The 15,421-nt window shown below is 72.6% G+C and carries 20 protein-coding genes; 9 read left to right on the forward strand and 11 right to left on the reverse strand.

The features are described from left to right. Positions 1-160 precede the first annotated feature (160 nt). Positions 161-655, forward strand: a complete 495-nt coding sequence (gene greA, locus VKZ81_RS22805; RefSeq protein WP_324243687.1) for a transcription elongation factor GreA — start codon at positions 161-163, stop codon at positions 653-655. 65 nt (positions 656-720) lie between these two features. Here greA and ilvA read toward each other — a convergent pair whose 3' ends face one another. Beyond that, on the reverse strand, positions 721-1,953 hold the full coding sequence (ilvA, locus tag VKZ81_RS22810; protein ID WP_324243688.1) for a threonine ammonia-lyase: 1,233 nt from the start codon (positions 1,951-1,953) through the stop codon (positions 721-723). 120 nt (positions 1,954-2,073) lie between these two features. On the opposite strand from ilvA, the gene VKZ81_RS22815 reads away from it, so the two are divergent. After that, the gene (locus VKZ81_RS22815; protein ID WP_324243689.1) at positions 2,074-2,304 is read left to right on the forward strand and encodes a hypothetical protein; all 231 of its coding nucleotides are present in this window, start codon (positions 2,074-2,076) and stop codon (positions 2,302-2,304) included. Positions 2,305-2,317: 13 nt separating this feature from the next. On the opposite strand, the gene VKZ81_RS22820 is transcribed toward VKZ81_RS22815, so the two are convergent. Both VKZ81_RS22820 and VKZ81_RS22825 read right to left on the reverse strand, forming a co-directional pair. Then, entirely contained in the window at positions 2,318-3,463 is a 1,146-nt protein-coding gene (locus tag VKZ81_RS22820; protein WP_324243690.1) for a cystathionine gamma-synthase, read from the reverse strand. Positions 3,464-3,513: 50 nt separating this feature from the next. Further along, entirely contained in the window at positions 3,514-4,878 is a 1,365-nt protein-coding gene (locus tag VKZ81_RS22825; protein ID WP_324243691.1) for a cystathionine beta-synthase, read from the reverse strand. A 284-nt stretch (positions 4,879-5,162) separates the two neighbouring features. On the opposite strand from VKZ81_RS22825, the gene shbA reads away from it, so the two are divergent. After that, complete coding sequence (gene shbA, locus VKZ81_RS22830; protein WP_414709452.1) at positions 5,163-5,768, forward strand: RNA polymerase sigma factor ShbA; 606 nt, start codon at positions 5,163-5,165, stop codon at positions 5,766-5,768. Positions 5,769-5,789: 21 nt separating this feature from the next. Here the strand turns inward: shbA and VKZ81_RS22835 are convergent, their stop codons facing one another. Together VKZ81_RS22835 and VKZ81_RS22840 are read right to left on the reverse strand one after the other, a co-directional pair. Further along, the gene (locus tag VKZ81_RS22835; RefSeq protein ID WP_324243693.1) at positions 5,790-6,149 is read right to left on the reverse strand and encodes a YciI family protein; all 360 of its coding nucleotides are present in this window, start codon (positions 6,147-6,149) and stop codon (positions 5,790-5,792) included. A 79-nt stretch (positions 6,150-6,228) separates the two neighbouring features. Further along, the gene (locus tag VKZ81_RS22840; protein ID WP_324243694.1) at positions 6,229-6,684 is read right to left on the reverse strand and encodes a pyridoxamine 5'-phosphate oxidase family protein; all 456 of its coding nucleotides are present in this window, start codon (positions 6,682-6,684) and stop codon (positions 6,229-6,231) included. Positions 6,685-6,793: 109 nt separating this feature from the next. Between VKZ81_RS22840 and VKZ81_RS22845 the strand changes: the two genes are divergently transcribed. Next, the gene (locus tag VKZ81_RS22845; protein WP_324243695.1) at positions 6,794-8,020 is read left to right on the forward strand and encodes an acetyl-CoA C-acetyltransferase; all 1,227 of its coding nucleotides are present in this window, start codon (positions 6,794-6,796) and stop codon (positions 8,018-8,020) included. 87 nt (positions 8,021-8,107) lie between these two features. Continuing rightward, a complete protein-coding gene (locus VKZ81_RS22850; protein ID WP_324243696.1) occupies positions 8,108-8,728 on the forward strand; it encodes an antibiotic biosynthesis monooxygenase in 621 nt (206 codons plus the stop codon). A 56-nt stretch (positions 8,729-8,784) separates the two neighbouring features. On the opposite strand, the gene VKZ81_RS22855 is transcribed toward VKZ81_RS22850, so the two are convergent. Both VKZ81_RS22855 and VKZ81_RS22860 read right to left on the reverse strand, forming a co-directional pair. Beyond that, on the reverse strand, positions 8,785-9,600 hold the full coding sequence (locus VKZ81_RS22855) for a Bax inhibitor-1/YccA family protein (RefSeq protein ID WP_324243697.1): 816 nt from the start codon (positions 9,598-9,600) through the stop codon (positions 8,785-8,787). 99 nt (positions 9,601-9,699) lie between these two features. After that, positions 9,700-10,098, reverse strand: a complete 399-nt coding sequence (locus VKZ81_RS22860) for a hypothetical protein (protein WP_324243698.1) — start codon at positions 10,096-10,098, stop codon at positions 9,700-9,702. Between the two features lie 109 nt (positions 10,099-10,207). Between VKZ81_RS22860 and VKZ81_RS22865 the strand changes: the two genes are divergently transcribed. Together VKZ81_RS22865 and VKZ81_RS22870 are read left to right on the forward strand one after the other, a co-directional pair. Next, positions 10,208-10,447, forward strand: coding sequence for a hypothetical protein (locus VKZ81_RS22865; protein WP_324243699.1), 240 nt, complete (start codon positions 10,208-10,210; stop codon positions 10,445-10,447). 1 nt (position 10,448) lies between these two features. After that, positions 10,449-10,934: an OsmC family protein gene (locus tag VKZ81_RS22870; RefSeq protein ID WP_324243700.1), complete on the forward strand. Its 486-nt coding sequence runs from the start codon at positions 10,449-10,451 to the stop codon at positions 10,932-10,934. Positions 10,935-10,938: 4 nt separating this feature from the next. Here the strand turns inward: VKZ81_RS22870 and VKZ81_RS22875 are convergent, their stop codons facing one another. Both VKZ81_RS22875 and VKZ81_RS22880 read right to left on the reverse strand, forming a co-directional pair. Beyond that, positions 10,939-11,649, reverse strand: coding sequence for an alpha/beta fold hydrolase (locus tag VKZ81_RS22875; protein ID WP_324243701.1), 711 nt, complete (start codon positions 11,647-11,649; stop codon positions 10,939-10,941). 115 nt (positions 11,650-11,764) lie between these two features. Further along, a complete protein-coding gene (locus VKZ81_RS22880) occupies positions 11,765-12,589 on the reverse strand; it encodes an SAM-dependent methyltransferase (RefSeq protein WP_324243702.1) in 825 nt (274 codons plus the stop codon). Positions 12,590-12,815: 226 nt separating this feature from the next. On the opposite strand from VKZ81_RS22880, the gene VKZ81_RS22885 reads away from it, so the two are divergent. Next, positions 12,816-13,712, forward strand: a complete 897-nt coding sequence (locus tag VKZ81_RS22885) for a Sco1979 family transcriptional regulator (RefSeq protein ID WP_324243703.1) — start codon at positions 12,816-12,818, stop codon at positions 13,710-13,712. Between the two features lie 87 nt (positions 13,713-13,799). On the opposite strand, the gene VKZ81_RS22890 is transcribed toward VKZ81_RS22885, so the two are convergent. Continuing rightward, positions 13,800-14,036: a DUF397 domain-containing protein gene (locus VKZ81_RS22890; RefSeq protein WP_324243704.1), complete on the reverse strand. Its 237-nt coding sequence runs from the start codon at positions 14,034-14,036 to the stop codon at positions 13,800-13,802. A gap of 574 nt (positions 14,037-14,610) precedes the next feature. Between VKZ81_RS22890 and VKZ81_RS22895 the strand changes: the two genes are divergently transcribed. After that, the gene (locus VKZ81_RS22895; RefSeq protein ID WP_324243705.1) at positions 14,611-14,835 is read left to right on the forward strand and encodes a hypothetical protein; all 225 of its coding nucleotides are present in this window, start codon (positions 14,611-14,613) and stop codon (positions 14,833-14,835) included. Positions 14,836-14,932: 97 nt separating this feature from the next. On the opposite strand, the gene VKZ81_RS22900 is transcribed toward VKZ81_RS22895, so the two are convergent. Continuing rightward, positions 14,933-15,298: a DsrE family protein gene (locus VKZ81_RS22900; RefSeq protein ID WP_324243706.1), complete on the reverse strand. Its 366-nt coding sequence runs from the start codon at positions 15,296-15,298 to the stop codon at positions 14,933-14,935. Positions 15,299-15,421: the final 123 nt, after the last annotated feature.

Consider the following 15,421-nt stretch of genomic DNA (forward strand, 5'->3'; position numbering starts at 1 on the left):
TGACCCGTGTTACGGTGGACACCACACGGCCCGCAGGCGGGTCGTGTTTTTCCTTACTCGGGGCTTTGCCGCCCTCGAACGGGGCCGCCCATCCAGGGCGGTCGTGGCCGCGGGCGCAGTGGTCCGTGTGCCACATGGACCCAGACAGGCTGGAGGAGTGATGACCGTGACGGACACCCAGGCGACCTGGCTGACCCAGGAAGCCTACGACCGGCTCAAGCAGGAACTCGACGAGCTGATCGCCAACCGCCCGGTTATCGCAGCTGAGATCAACGCCCGCCGCGAAGAGGGCGACCTCAAGGAGAACGGCGGCTACCACGCCGCGCGCGAGGAGCAGGGCCAGCAGGAGGCCCGCATCCGCCAGCTGCAGGAGCTGCTGCGCACCGCCAAGGTGGGGGTGGCGCCCACCGACACCGACACCGCAGCGCCCGGGATGGTGCTGAAGATCCGCTACGACGGCGACGACGAGACCGAGACGGTGCTGCTCGGCTCGCGCGAGGAGGGCAGCAAGGGCGACCTGGAGGTCGTGTCCCCGAACAGCCCCCTCGGCGCCGCCCTGATGGGCGCCCGTCCCGGCGACACCCGCAGCTACCAGCTGCCCGACGGCGGCAGCATGGAGGTCACCCTGGTCTCGGCCGAGCCGTACCGGGCCTGATCACGCTTCCCCGGCCCGCGGGTGGACGCCGTCCGCCCGCGGGCCGGCGGCGTGTCGGGGCCCGTTCACCCGCCCGAGACGATCGCGTGGCCCGCGGCGCGCAGCGCCTCCACCAGCTCGGCGCAGTGCTCGGGGCCGCGCGTCTCCATCGACAGCGCCACCTCCACGTCGCCGAGCGGGAGGGAGCCGGAGATGCGGGAGTGCGACACGTCCAGCACGTTCGCCCCGAGCTCGCCCACGAGGCCGAGGAGCTCGGCGAGCGCGCCGGGCCGGTCCGCGACCCGCAGCCGCAGCGACAGGTAGCGGGCGGCGGCCGCCATGCCGTGCTCGATGACGTGCAGGAGCACGAGCGGGTCGATGTTCCCGCCCGACAGCACGGCCACGGCGGGCGTCGCGAACCGCTGCGGGTGCTCCAGCAGCGCGGCCACCCCGGCCGCCCCGGCCGGTTCGACCAACAGCTTCGCCCGTTCGAGGCAGTGCAGCAGGGCGCGGGAGAGCGCGTCGTCCCCCACCGTCACGATCTCGTCGACGAGCGCCACCACCTGCGGGAAGGTGACCTCGCCCGGCCGCCCGACGGCGATGCCGTCGGCCACGGTGCGCAGCTCGGTGAGCGCGCGCGGCTCGCCCGCCTCCAGCGACGGCGGCCACGCGGCGGCGCCCTCGGCCTGGACGCCCACCACGGCGACGTCCGGCCGCTGCCCCTTCACCGCGGCGGCGATCCCGCCGAGCAGCCCGCCCCCGCCGGTGCAGACGAGCACCGTGCGCACGTCGGGCACCTGCTCGAGGAGCTCCAGGCCGACCGTGCCCTGGCCCGCGATCACGTCGGGGTGGTCGAACGGGTGGACGAACACGGCGCCGGTGCGCTCGGCGAACTCGGTGGCGGCCGCGATGCTGCCGTCGATCGTCTCCCCGACCAGGTGGACCTCGGCGCCGTAGCCGCGGGTGGCGCCGACCTTCGGGATCGCGGCCCGCGCGGGCATGAAGACGGTGGCCCTGGTCCCCAGCATCTTCGCGGCGAGCGCCACGCCCTGCGCGTGGTTGCCCGCGCTGGCCGCCACCACGCCGCGGGCCCGCTCGGCCGGGTCCAACCGGGCGATGCGCGTGTACGCGCCGCGGATCTTGAACGATCCGGTGCGCTGCAGGTTCTCGCACTTGAACCACACCGGCCCGCCGCACAGCTCGGACAACGCGCGGGACCCGGCCACCGGCGTGGCGGTCACGACACCGGCGAGCAGCTCGCGGGCCGCCCGCACGTCCTCCACCCCGACCGGCGGAACGGGGGTGTCGACGGCGCCCATACCGGCATCCTCGCACCGCCCCCGGGAGCACCGTCGCGGCACCACGACGAACCTCCCGGTAACCTCGGTGCGGTGAGATTGCGGTGAGCCGCACGGGCCGCCGCTTCGGGGGAGGTCGGAATGACACGGCTGCGGGCGATCGCTCCGCTGCTCGTGGCCGCGGTGCTCACCGCCATCGCGGTGATCACGGTCAAGAGCGCGGGCTGCGACGACCCCGGGCGCTACGAGCTCGTGGCAGGCGGGTACCAGCTGGTCGGGGGCTGCATCGCCCCCGGCGACATCGTCGTGCCCGAGCCGGCGCCCGCGCCCGCACCGCCGCCGGCCCCGTACAGCGCACCCGCCAAGGGCTGACCCGCGGCCGGCCTCAGCCGGTGGCCGCCAGCGCTTCCCGCAGGTCCTCGGCGAGGTCCTCGACGTCCTCGATGCCCACCGACAGGCGCACCAGATCGCCCGGCACCTCGAGCGCCGAACCGGCCACGGACGCGTGCGTCATCGCGGCGGGGTGCTCGATCAGCGACTCGACGCCGCCGAGCGACTCCGCGAGGGTGAAGATCTTCGTGGCCGCGCACACCCGCAGCGCCGCCTCCCGGCCGCCCGCCACGGTGAACGAGACCATCCCGCCGAAGCGGCGCATCTGCTTGGCGGCCACCTCGTGGCCGGGGTGCTCGGCGAGCCCCGGGTAGAACACGCGGGTCACGGCCGGATGGGCGGCGAGCAGCTCGGCGATCCGCTCGGCGTTGTCGCTGTGGCGCTCCATCCGCACGGCGAGCGTCTTCACGCCGCGCAGGGTGAGCCACGCGTCGAACGGCCCCGGCACCGAGCCGACCGCGTTCTGCGTGAAGCGCAGCCGCTCGGCCAGCTCGTCGTCGCTGGTGACAACCGCCCCGCCGACCACGTCGGAGTGCCCGCCGATGTACTTGGTGGTGGAGTGCAGCACCACGTCCGCGCCGAGGGAGAGGGGCTGCTGCAGGTACGGCGAGGCGAACGTGTTGTCCACGACGAGCCGCGCGCCCGCCGAGCGCGCCACGTCGGCGACCGCGGCGATGTCGGCGATCCCGAGCAGCGGGTTCGTGGGCGTCTCGCACCACACGGCGCGCGTGGTGGGCCGCAAGGCGGCGCGCAGCGCGGCGACGTCGGAGAGGTCGACCGGCGTGTACTCCACGCCCCAGTGCGCGAGCACCTTGTCGACCAGCCGGAACGTGCCGCCGTAGGCGTCGTGCGGGATGACGAGGTGGTCCCCCGGCTTGAGCAGCACCCGCAGCAGCACGTCGGACGCGCCCATCCCGGACCCGAACGCGACCGCGTGGCGGCCGCCCTCCAGCGCGGCGAGGCACTCCTGCAGCGCGGTGCGGGTGGGGTTGGCGCTGCGCGAGTACTCGTACCCCGACCGCAGGCCGCCGACGCCGTCCTGGGCGAACGTCGACGACACGTGGATCGGCGGGATCACGTCCCCCGTCGTGGGGTCCGGGTCCTGGCCCGCGTGGATCGCGTTGGTCGAGAAGCCGCGCATGCTGCCACGCTAACCCTCGCCGCGACGGGCGTCCCGTCGGGCCGGCCCCGTCAGCTGCCCAGGAACGCCAGCACGTCGGAGCGGGTCACCACCCCGGCCGGCTTGCCGTCGACCAGCACCAGCGCGGCGTCGGCCTCGGCGAACGCGCGCATCGCCGTCTCGAGCGGCTCCCCCGCCCCGAGCGTGGGCAGCGGCGGCGACACGTGCTTCTCCAGCCGGTCGGACAGCTGGGCGCGCCCGGTGAACAGCGCGTCGAGCAGGTCGCGCTCCACCACGGCCCCGACGACCTCGGCCGCCATCACCGGCGGCTCGGCGCGCACCACCGGCATCTGCGAGACGCCGAACTCGCGCAGGTACTGCACGGCGTCGGCCACGGTCTCGTTCGGGTGGGCGTGCACGAGGTCGGGGATCGTGCCGTCCTTGCGCCGCAGCACGTCGCCGACGGTCGCCCCCTCGGTGGGCGGCAGGAAGCCGTAGCTCGCCATCCACTTGTCGTTGAAGACCTTGCCCAGGTAACCGCGGCCGCCGTCGGGCAGCAGGACGACGACCACCGCGTCCGCGGGCAGCTCGCGCGCCACCCGCAGCGCCGCCACCACCGCCATCCCGCACGAGCCGCCGACCAGCAGCGCCTCCTCGCGGGCGAGCCGGCGCGTCATCGCGAAGGAGTCGGCGTCGGAGACGGCCACGATCCGGTCGCAGATGCCCTTGTCGTAGGTGGCGGGCCAGAAGTCCTCGCCAACGCCCTCCACGAGGTAGGGCCGCCCGCTGCCGCCGCTGTAGACCGATCCCTCCGGGTCGGCGCCGATCACCTGCACCCGGCCGTCCGAGACCTCCTTGAGGTAGCGCCCGGTGCCGCTGATGGTGCCGCCCGTACCGATACCGGCGACGAAGTGGGTGACCCGGCCCTCGGTCTGCTCCCAGATCTCCGGCCCGGTGCTCAGGTAGTGCGATTCCGGGTTGTGCTCGTTGGCGTACTGGTTGGGCTTCCAGGCGCCGTCGATCTCCTGCACCAGCCGGTCGGAGACCTTGTAGTAGGAGTCGGGGTGGTCCGGGTCGACGGCCGTGGGGCACACGACGACCTCGGCGCCGTAGGCGCGCAGGACGTTGCGTTTGTCCTCGCTGACCTTGTCCGGGCAGACGAACACGCACTTGTAGCCCTTGCGCTGCGCGATCATCGCGAGCCCGACCCCGGTGTTGCCCGAGGTGGGCTCGACGATCGTGCCGCCGGGTCGCAGCTCGCCGGACGCCTCGGCCGCCTCGACCATCCGCAGCGCGATACGGTCCTTCACGCTGCCGCCGGGGTTGAAGTACTCGACCTTGGCCAGCACCGGTGCGGCGATGCCCTCGGCCACCGCGCCGAGCCGGACGAGCGGGGTGTTCCCGACCAGATCGGCGACGTGCTCGACGTATCGCATGGGCCAATCGTCGCACCCCACCCGGAATCGCCGAGCGGCGTACCGGCCCACCGTTGCCCCAGGCGAAGGTCACGATCCCGACCGGACGCCGTGTCCTGACTCCGAACGGAAGCGCGGATGGCCGCGTACGGACTACTGTTCGCCGTCGAAGCACTACCCGGTCGTGGGTGTGGCGGCCGGATTGAGTGATACCCGATCCGGCGCGGCCCGCCCGCCGCGCCCCCGATCCGACCGTTCCGCGAGCTGCAGGAGGGGCGCCGGTGTCAGCCACCGGGGACGAGGTGATCGGTGCCCAGGACACCGACCGGGCCGATCTCGCCCGGTCCGCCCGTCGCGACGCCGAGCTCAACCGCCTCGCCGGGCTGGCCGCACGGGGCGACCAGCGGGCGCTGGAGACCCTCCTCGCGATGATCCGCCCGATGGTGGTGCAGTACTGCCGCGCCCGGGTCGGCGCCGGCCTGGTCGGCTCGCAGTCCGCGGAGGACATCGCCCAGGACACCCTGGTCGCGGTCGTCGGGGCGCTGGAGCGGTGGCGGCCGGAGAAGCGGGTGATGGCGTTCGTCTACGGCATCGCCGGGAACAAGGTGGTCGATGCCTACCGCGCGGCGGGGCGGGACCGCTCGGTGCCCACCGAGAACGTGCCGGACGAGCCGGACCTCGACCACGGCCCCGAGCAGGCGGCGTTGCGCGGCGGGCTGGTCGCGGAGCTGCGGACGCTGCTCGACGAGCTGCCCGAGCAGCACCGGGAGATCCTCGTGCTGCGCATCGCGCTCGGGATGTCCGCGGTGGAGACGGCCACCGCCATCGGGTCGACGTCGGGGGCCGTCCGGGTCGCCCAGCACCGGGCGCTGAACCGGCTGCGGGAGCTCATCGCGCGCCGCAGCGCCTGACCGGCCTCGCCGCGTCCCCCCTCAGGGCCGCTCGAACTCGTGCACCGGGCGAACCTCGATCCGGCTGCCGTGCTTCGCGCCGGGGCAGCGGGCCGCCCAGTCCAGCGCGGCGTCGAGGTCGGGCACGTCGACGAGGTAGTACCCGCCCAGGACCTCGCGGGTCTCGGCGAACGGGCCGTCGGTGACGATCCGCTCGCCGTCGTCGCGCACCTGCACCGTCGTGGCCGTCTCGACGCCCTGCAGCGCCTGGCTCGCGATGAACACGCCCGCGTCCTCGGCGGCGGCCTCGTAGGCCCAGTACTCGTCGACCAGCTCCTGGACGGCCTCCGGCGTCTGCGGCTCCGCCTCCGGCGCCCCGTAGATCAACAGCAGGTACTTCACGTCGCGGCTCCTCGTCCTCTCGCCGGTGGCCGGGCGGCCACCACCCTGACGACGTTCGAGGCCGCCGGAAATCGACAGCTCAGGCGCGCTCGACGCGCCGCAGCCCCCTGGCGGGCGTCCAGGACTCGATCACCAGCTTGGTGGCGTCGGCGTTGAGCCCGGTGTGGACGACCTCCTCGATGTCGGCCCGGAACAGCTCGCCCTCGGTGCCGCCGCCGACCGGCCCTGCCGGGTACGCGCGGCCGGAGATCTTCGCGTCGCCCGGCCAGGCGGCCGGGTTGCCCTCCGGTGGGTCCACCGACGGGCTGTGCAGCGCGAACCGCGGATCGCGATGCAGGTCGGCGCCCTTGCGCGCACCGGGCATCGAGCCGAACGTGAGCTCGCCGTCGGAGAAGTCGGCCTCGATGCCGGAGATGCGGGGCGAGCCGTCCGCGCGCAGCGTCGCGATCGTCTTGTGCTTGTGCGCGTCGAAGATCGCGCGCACCCGGGCGGCGAACTCCGGCACGGCCGCCTCGACGTCCTTCCAGGAGGTCATGGCGACGAGGATCGCGCAGAACGTTGCCAGCGGCTGTCAGATTTCCCACCGCCACCGGGTGGTTACCGACGCGTACCCTCCGGATGAGCCACCGTGCGAGGAGGAGACGATGCCCGAAGCCGTGATCGTCGCAGCGGCCCGGTCCCCGATCGGCCGCGCCAACAAGGGATCGCTCACCACGATCCGTCCCGACGACCTGACCGTGCAGATGGTGCGCGCCGCGCTCGCCCAGGTCCCGCAGCTCGACCCGACCGAGATCGACGACATCATGCTCGGCTGCGGGCTGCCGGGCGGTGAGCAGGGCTTCAACATGGCCCGCGTGGTCGCGGTCCTGCTCGGCCTCGACACGGTGCCCGGCACCACGATCACCCGCTACTGCTCCTCCTCGCTGCAGACCACCCGGATGGCCATGCACGCGATCAAGGCGGGCGAGGGCGACGTGTTCGTCTCGGCCGGCGTGGAGACGGTGTCCCGCTTCGTGAAGGGCACCTCCGACTCGCTGCCCGACACCCACAACCCCGTCTTCTCCGATGCGGAGGACCGCACCCGCCACATCGCCGAGAACGGCGCCGACTCGTGGAACGACCCGCGCGAGGACGGGCACCTGCCCGACGTCTACATCGCGATGGGCCAGACCGCGGAGAACGTCGCCCGCCTCAAGGACGTCAGCCGCGAGGACATGGACCGCTTCGGCGTCCGGTCCCAGAACCTCGCCGAGAAGGCGATCGCCAACGGGTTCTTCGCCCGCGAGATCAGCCCGGTCACGCTGCCCGACGGCACCGTGGTCGACAAGGACGACGGCCCGCGCTCCGGCGTCACCTACGAGGCCGTCGCCGCGCTCAAGCCGGTGTTCCGCCCCGACGGCCGGGTCACCGCGGGCAACTGCTGCCCGCTCAACGACGGCGCGGCCGCGCTCGTGATCATGTCCGACACCAAGGCGGCCGAGCTGGGCATCACGCCGCTCGCCCGGGTGGTGTCGACCGGGGTCTCCGCCCTCTCCCCCGAGATCATGGGCCTCGGGCCGGTCGAGGCGTCCCAGCAGGCGCTCGCCCGCGCCGGCATGACGATCGACGACGTCGACCTCGTCGAGCTCAACGAGGCCTTCGCCGCGCAGGTCCTGCCGTCGGCCCGAGAGCTGGGGATCGACCCGTTCGGCGACAAGCTCAACGTCAACGGCGGCGCGATCGCGCTCGGCCACCCGTTCGGCATGACCGGCGCCCGCATCACCACCACCCTGCTCAACGGCCTGCGCACGCACGACAAGACCATCGGCCTCGAGACGATGTGCGTCGGCGGTGGCCAGGGCATGGCGATGATCGTCGAACGGTTGAGCTGACCCCTTGCCCGGCGGGTGGCGCCGGAGGAGGGTGTGGGGCTCCGGCGGCGCCGCCGGGGCGCTGCTCCGACCCCGAGGGGGTGGGTCGTGCACGCACGCTCCACCACGATCCGCGCGCACCCGGAGTCGCTCGACGCGGGTGTCGCGCTCGTCCGCGACGAGGTCATGCCCGAGGTGCTGGCCATGGAGGGCTGCGTCGGGATGTCCATGCTCGTCGATCGGATGACGGGCTACTGCATCGTCACGACGGCGTGGCAGTCCGAGGAGGCGATGGAGGCCACGGCGCAGCGGGTCCAACCGTTGCGGGAGCGGGTCGCCGATGCGCTCGGCGGGCGACCGCAGGTCGACGGGTGGGAGATCGCGGTCATGCACCGCGACCACACCTCGGCACCGGGCGCCTGCGTCCGCGCCACCTGGGTGCGCACGCCACCCGACGAGGTGGACCGCGGCATCGACGTCTACCGGATGGGGGTCATGCCGCAGATGCAGGAGTTCGAGGGCTTCTGCAGCGCCAGCCTGATGGTGGACCGCCGCGAGGGGTACGCGGTGTCCTCCGTGGTGTTCGACAGCCGGGAGGCGATGGCGCGCAGCCGCGTCGCCGCCGACGAGATGCGCGAACGCGCGGCGCAGGAGGCCGGGGGCGAGGTCGTGGAGGTCGCCGAGTTCGAGCTCGCGCTCGCCCACCTGCGCGTGCCCGAGATGGCCTGAAACGACGAGCGGCGCCCGCCCCGGGCGGGGCGGGCGCCGCTCGTTTCACGCGTGGGTCATTCCTGCCGCAGGTAGGACAGCAGCCGCAGGATCTCGATGTACAGCCAGACCAGCGTGGTCATCAGGCCGAACGCGATGTACCAGGAGAACCGCGCCGGGGCGCCGTCGCGGACCGCGCGGTCGGCCATGTCGAAGTCGAGCAGCAGGCTGAACGCCGCCACCCCGATGCAGACGATGCTGAACAGGTAGGCGAGCGGCGAGCCGTCGCGCAGGCCCAGGCCACCGGTGGTGAAGAAGCTGACGACCAGGTTGACGATCATCAGGATCGCCACGCCGATCATGGCGCCCATCAGCCACTTCGTGAACTTCGGCGTGACCCGCACCGCGCCGGTCTTGTAGACGACCAGCATCCCGACGAACACGCCGGCCGTGCCGACCACGGCCTGGAAGCCGATGCCCTCGAACTGGGTGCCGGACAGCTCCAGCGCGCCGGTGATGCCGCCGAGCGCCACCCCCATCGCGGCCGAGTACGTGAGCACCAGGCCGGGGTTGCTGCTCTGCTTGAAGATGACGATCAGCGAGACGACGAGCCCGACGATGAACGCCGGGAGCACGAGCCAGTACATCCCGCTGAGTGCGGTGAGGACGCCCGCTGCGAGCGCCACGCCGCCGGTGATCGCCGTCTTGGTGACGACGTCGTCCATGGTGAGCGGGCGCTCTTCGACCCCCGCGCGCCCATAGCCGACCTGCGCTGCCTGGGCGTCGGCGTAGGCGGTTGCGCCGCCCAACGCACCGCCCTGGCGGTCGAACGTGGCGTACCCACCCTGCCCGACGGGCAGGTTGCGGAACGCCGGGTTGCTACTGGTGCGCACCTGGGTCCTCCTCGGAAGCGTGTCATGCGTCCGTGCAGTCCAACGAGGGAATGCTCGTCAGCGTTCCCCATGAGTAAAGAAAACTTTACTGCGATCAGGTCACGGTACGTCCAGAACGATCCCGGCGTTTTCCAATGCGGCCTCGGTGAGGAGCCGGGCGTACGGCCGGTCGTCGGGGGCGGCCGTGGCGAGCGGGGCGTCGACGTCGACGATCCGGCAGCATTCCACCAGCGTGTCGTCGTAGGCGGCCTGCACCGCCATGCGCCGCACCTGGTTGCGGTAGCAGCCGCGGCGCACCTCGCGGCGCAGCCTGCGCAGATCGGCCACGACCGATTCGAGCGCGGGCCCGTTCGGGCCCTGCGGGCGCCTGCGGTGCTCGGCCCACGCCGTGGCGGCAGCGGGGAGTAGCCGCAGCGCCGCCCAGAACAGGAGGGTGGGCGTGGCCGCGACGAGGACGTAGAGCATCAGTCCCATCAGGACCGGACGGTCGCCCGCCATCGCCCGATGGTAGCCCCGCCTGCGGCCGGAGCGGGAGCCGTTTGTGCCGGTCGCGCGGCGGGAACAACATCGTCTGCACGTGCACCGACTCGTCGGAGGTGACCTTCGGATGTGGGCCTTCCTGTCCGCCCGGCTGCGCTGGTGGCTCATCCTCGCGATCGGGGCGCCGCTGCTCGGCTGGGTGCTCGGCCGGATCGGTGACGTGATCGAGTCCCGCCGCGGCCCGAACGCGCTCAGCAGGGTGCTGCAGACGGCCCGCGGCTGGCTGCGGCGACGCTCGCGCGGCCCGTTGGCGCGGCGAGCGGGCGACCCCGCGAGCGTGCGCGACACCGGCGCGCCACGCCGCTGACATGGCCGACGACGTGTCGGGGCGACCCGTCCACACCTACCGGGCCCTCTGCTCGTGGTCCGGCTCCACCGCGGGCGGGCACCCGTCCTACGACCGGGCGCACCGCGCGAGCGCTCCCCCGGCCGAGGCGGAGCTCGCGCTGTCGGCCGAGCCGGCGTTCGGCGGGGAGCCCGGCCGGCTCAACCCGGAGCAGCTCCTCGTGCTGTCCGCCGCGTCCTGCCAGCTGCTGTCGTTCCTCGCGGTCGCGGCACGGGCCCGGCTCGACGTCCGCGACTACCGCGACGACGCCGTCGCGGTGATGCCGGAGGCGTCGCGCCCCGTCCGCATCTCCGAGATCGTGCTGCGGCCCCGCATCACGCTCGCGGCGGGCCCGTCGGAGGAGCGGGTGCGCCACCTCGTCGAGGTGGCCCACCGCGAGTGCTTCATCGCCAACAGCCTGGCCACCCCGGTCCGCATCGACCCGGAGATCGCGTTCGTGGAGGCGTGACGCGTCAGCGGCTCACGGCCGGGCGGCGCGCCGCGAGCAGCTCGGCCCGCAGGACCCCGGCGAGCTGGGCGGGCCGGGACAGGAACGGGGCGTGCGAGGTGGGCATCCGCAGCACCCGGTCCGCGCGTTCGGCCATCAGCTCCTGCGCCACCACCGGGATCGCGGCGTCGCGCTCGCACACGACGTAGGTGCTGGGGATCGTGCGCCACGCCGCCCGGGTGAGCGGCTGCTCGAACGCGACCAGCGACTGGTGGGCGAGCCGGGCGACGGCGCCGCGCGCCGGGTGCGCGCGCACGTCGGCGTAGAAGGTCTCGAACGGGCGCAGCGGGTCGACGTAGCCCTCCGACCGGTGGACGTCCCACCAGCTCGGGACCCTTCCGCCGACCGCGGACAGGATCGACTCGCCGACGTCGAGCTGGAACCCGCACACGTAGACCAGCCCGACGACGTTCCCGATCCCGGCCGCGGCCTGGGTGACCGGCATCCCGCCGTAGGCGTGCGCGCACACCACCACGGGACCGTCCACGACGGCGATGGCGGCCCGCACCGCTTCCGCGTCGGTGTGCATGTCCCCGAGCGCCCTCGGGTCGGGCCCCACCGAGGGGAGCGCGACCGTGCGGACGTCGAGATCGGTGAGCTCCTCGACGAGCCGGCGCCACGCCCACGGCCCGTGCCAGGCACCGTGCACGAGCACCAACGTCGGCGCCGACCCCATGGCCACCTCCCCGGAACGGGTCTTCCGAAGCGAGCAGCCTTCGCCCGCCGCGGAGGCCGAGCAACATCACTTCCGTTGACCGGAAGGATCGTTGCCCGGCCCGCCGATCACCCCGTCAGGGCTTGCGGCCGACCGCGCCGACGATGGTGTTGGAGATCGGCGGCAGCGGCTTGACCCGCGGCCCGTCGGGCCACCAGTCGCAGCAGCGCACGAGACCGGGCTCGACGAGCTCCAGACCGGGCAGCATGCTCATGATCTGCTCGCGGGTGCGGAACCACCCGCTGCCCATCGGGCTGTGCAGGAATACCTCTTCGAGTCGGCGCGCGAGCGGGCTGAACTCGTCGGTTTCCGGGTCGAAGAAGTGGCTCAGCGCGACATAGGAGCCGGACGGCAGCGCGTCGATGTACTCCTGCATGATCTCGGCGTACCGGTCGCCGCTGTAATGGTGGAGAGTCCCACACTGGTACAGCGCGATCGGCTCGCTGAAATCGACGTGCTTGCGCACGACCTCGTCCTCGAGAACCTGTCGCGGTTCGAAGATGTCGGCGCCGATGAGGTGGGTCTGGTCGTTCTCCTCGAGCAACGCCCGCCCGTGTGCCAACACCACCGGGTCGTTGTCGACGTAGATGACGGTGGCCTCCGGGTTGATCCGCTGCACCACCTGGTGGGTGTTCTCGGCTGTCGGCAGGCCGGAGCCGCAGTCGAGGAACTGGCGGACCCCGGTCTGGCTGGCGATGAACCGGCTGGCCCGGATGAGGAACTCCCGGTTGTCCCAGCCGAGCTGGGTGGCCTCCGGCGCCACTTCCTGAACGCGCCGCAGGACTTGGCGGTCTATCTCGTAGTTGTCCTTGCCGTTCAGGAAGGCGTCGTAGACCCGCGCGACACTGGCCTTCGACACGTCGATGTAGTGCGGAACGACTTCTTCCTCGGTACCCGGCACACTCGCCTCACTCGGTAGTTGATCACGGAACCCGGGAGTCTAGGGCGGCGAGTAGAGTGTAGGGCAAGGACTGATCACGTTGAACCTCGGACGTGATCCACCACTTGTCCTTCTGTGCGTGTACGGTCATCCTCCAGCAGAGTGCCGGCCCTGCTCGTTCTGCCATGAGCGGGAAGTGGGGAGGCTCGAGGACGCAACCGGGCCGCAAGTCCGCGAGGAGGAGCTGATGGCGGAGGGTGGCCGCTCCGAACCTGGTTCCGCGCTGCCCACTGAGGTCCGCGGTGTCACGGCGCGCCGGATCGTGCTCGGCACCCAGCTGCGCAGGCTGCGGGAGCGGGCCGGCATCTCGCGCGCCGACGCCGGCTACATGATCAGGGCATCCGATTCCAAGGTCTCCCGGCTCGAGCTCGGTCGCGTCGCCTTCAAGGAACGCGACGTCGCCGACCTGCTCACCATGTACGGCATCAGCGACCCGGAGGAACGCGAGCAGTTCCTCGCGATGGTCCGCAAGGCCAACGAGCCGGGCTGGTGGCGCCGCTACACCGACGTCGTCCCGAGCTGGTTCCAGGAGTTCATCGGGCTCGAGGAGTCCGCCAGCCGCATCCACACCTACGAGCTGCAGTTCGTGCCCGGCCTGCTGCAGACCGAGGCCTACGTGCGGGCGGTGCTGACGCGGGGCCGCCCCGACTACGCGCCGCCCGACATCGAGAAGCGGATCAACCTGCGCATGCAGCGGCAGGCGCTGATCACCGCCAGCCCGAACCCGCCGAAGTACTGGGCGATCGTCGACGAGTCGGTGATCCACCGGCCGATCGGGGGCCGCAAGGTGCTGCGCGAGCAGCTGAAGTTCCTGCTCGAGCAGTCGAAGCAGCCGCACATCACCATCCAGATCGTGCCCAACGCGCTCAGCGGCTACGCCGCGGAGGGGCCGTTCCAGCTGCTGCGCTTCGCCGAGCCGGAGCTGCCCGACGTCGTCTACATCGAGCACCTCGGCGGCGCCGTCATGCTCGACGGTGTCGAGGAGATCGAGATCTTCAGCCGCGCCCTCGACCGCCTCACGGTCGACGCCGAGACGCCGGATCGCTCCCGGCAGATGCTGGCGAAGGCCATCGCCGAGCTCTGACGGCGCGGCGCCGAACCCCGGACACACCTCCGCCCGGCGTGGGAACCCACGCCGGGCGGAGTCGCATGTGCGGCCGGGCCGCGTCGGTCAGCGCGTGGGGCGCTCTCCGAACTCGCCGTGCCAGGCGCCCTGCAGGAACGCCGACCACTCCTCCGGCGTGAACACCAGCGCGGGCCCGGAGGGCTGACGCGAGTGGCGCACGGCCACCTCGCCGCCGTCCAGCATCGCCACCTCCACGCAGGCGTGCTGCCCGCTGAACGTGCTCTTGCGCCAACGCGCGCCGTCGATCTCGCTCGCCGGCACCACGGTGCGATCGTTCGCCATCTTGATCACCTTCCGGGGACAACACTGAACGGCGGTTGCGTGCGACGGTAGCAGGCTGCATCTGCACGTGCATATGGCGTTCGCAGCTGCAGCGGCGGACGGCGCCTGCATTTCACCCGATCGAGTGCCCCTCGACCAGGCTTTTCGTCCCGCGTGTCGACGACTGCTGATCAACACGAAGTTCTAGGGTCGATCTTTCGTGGCGCGGCGCCGGCCGCAGAAGTGTCGTGCAGCTGCACGTGCACGCGTGCACTTGCAGGAGCTGCTTGCATCTGCAGCCGTCGAGCGGCACACTGCTGTGTGTGTCCGGAGCTTCACGCAGCGAAGCCTCGGCGCACCTCAGGGGAGTCGAGAGCGGCCGCAGGCCGCCGACCGGCGCTCCGGCGCATCGCCCCAGGGCCGGGCCCCCGGGCACCGGTGGCACACCGGTGAGCACGGAGCGCCGACCAGCGAGAGGAGCAGCAGTGTTGCGGGGATCAGCGAGGGGGAGCTCGCACGCAGCGTGGCGTTGCAGACGCGAAGCTGGACCGGACCGCCTCCACCCTCCCCGGCTCGCGTGATGGCGTCGGCACCGGTGGCTCGCGAGCCGAGCGATCAGATCCGCAGCATCGCCGAAGTCCTCGCGGCCACGTTCACCTCGTCCGCGGTACGCCACATCCTGGCCGAGCACAGTCCCGATGCCACCGGTCACTGCCGCGGCTGCCGCCTGCCCACCACGGTCGCCCCGGTGTGGCCCTGCCGCCTGTGGGAGATCGGCAAGGAGATGGAGCGGCTCCGCGCCGCGGGCGGGCGCCGGTAGCGCCCGCCCCCGCAGACCCGGCGGCGGGCGCCCCGAAGGGCGGCGCTCGTCGCCGGCCTCGACCGCCCCGGGTCGGGCGCCCGACGGACCCGCCGGGTCAGTAGGAGAACGTCGTCGCGCCGTCGCCGATCCAGCGCCAGAGCGGCACCGTCCCGCCGAGCTCGGCGCCCTTGATCAGCTGGGTCTCGTCGAGGCCCTTGGCGTGGAAGCAGATCGGGCAGACCAGGAACGTGCCCCCCGCGGTCTGGTAGCGCTCGACCAGCTCCGGCAGCGGCGGGCACCCCTCGCAGGCGGTGCCGGTGACGACGCCCGTGATCGCGAGCCGGACCGCCTCCTTGGTGAGGAACATCGAGGTGGGCCGCCCCTCCTCGGCGGCCGCCACCGCCACCAGGAACGCGACGGTGACCCGCTCGGCGTCCTCCAGGCCCGTGCTGAGGCTGATCGCTGCCTTCCGGTTCGTCATCTCGGCCGTCCTCGTCTCGGGTGCTCCGGCCGGGACGACGCTAGGGAGCCGCGGTCCCGTCGGGATCGGTGCCGACCGCCGAGTTCGGGCCCGGCACAGCCGCCGCAGGTGGCGGCCGGCACC

Source organism: Pseudonocardia sp. (genome assembly GCF_035305885.1).
In the GTDB taxonomy this organism is placed as follows: Bacteria; Actinomycetota; Actinomycetes; order Mycobacteriales; family Pseudonocardiaceae; genus Pseudonocardia.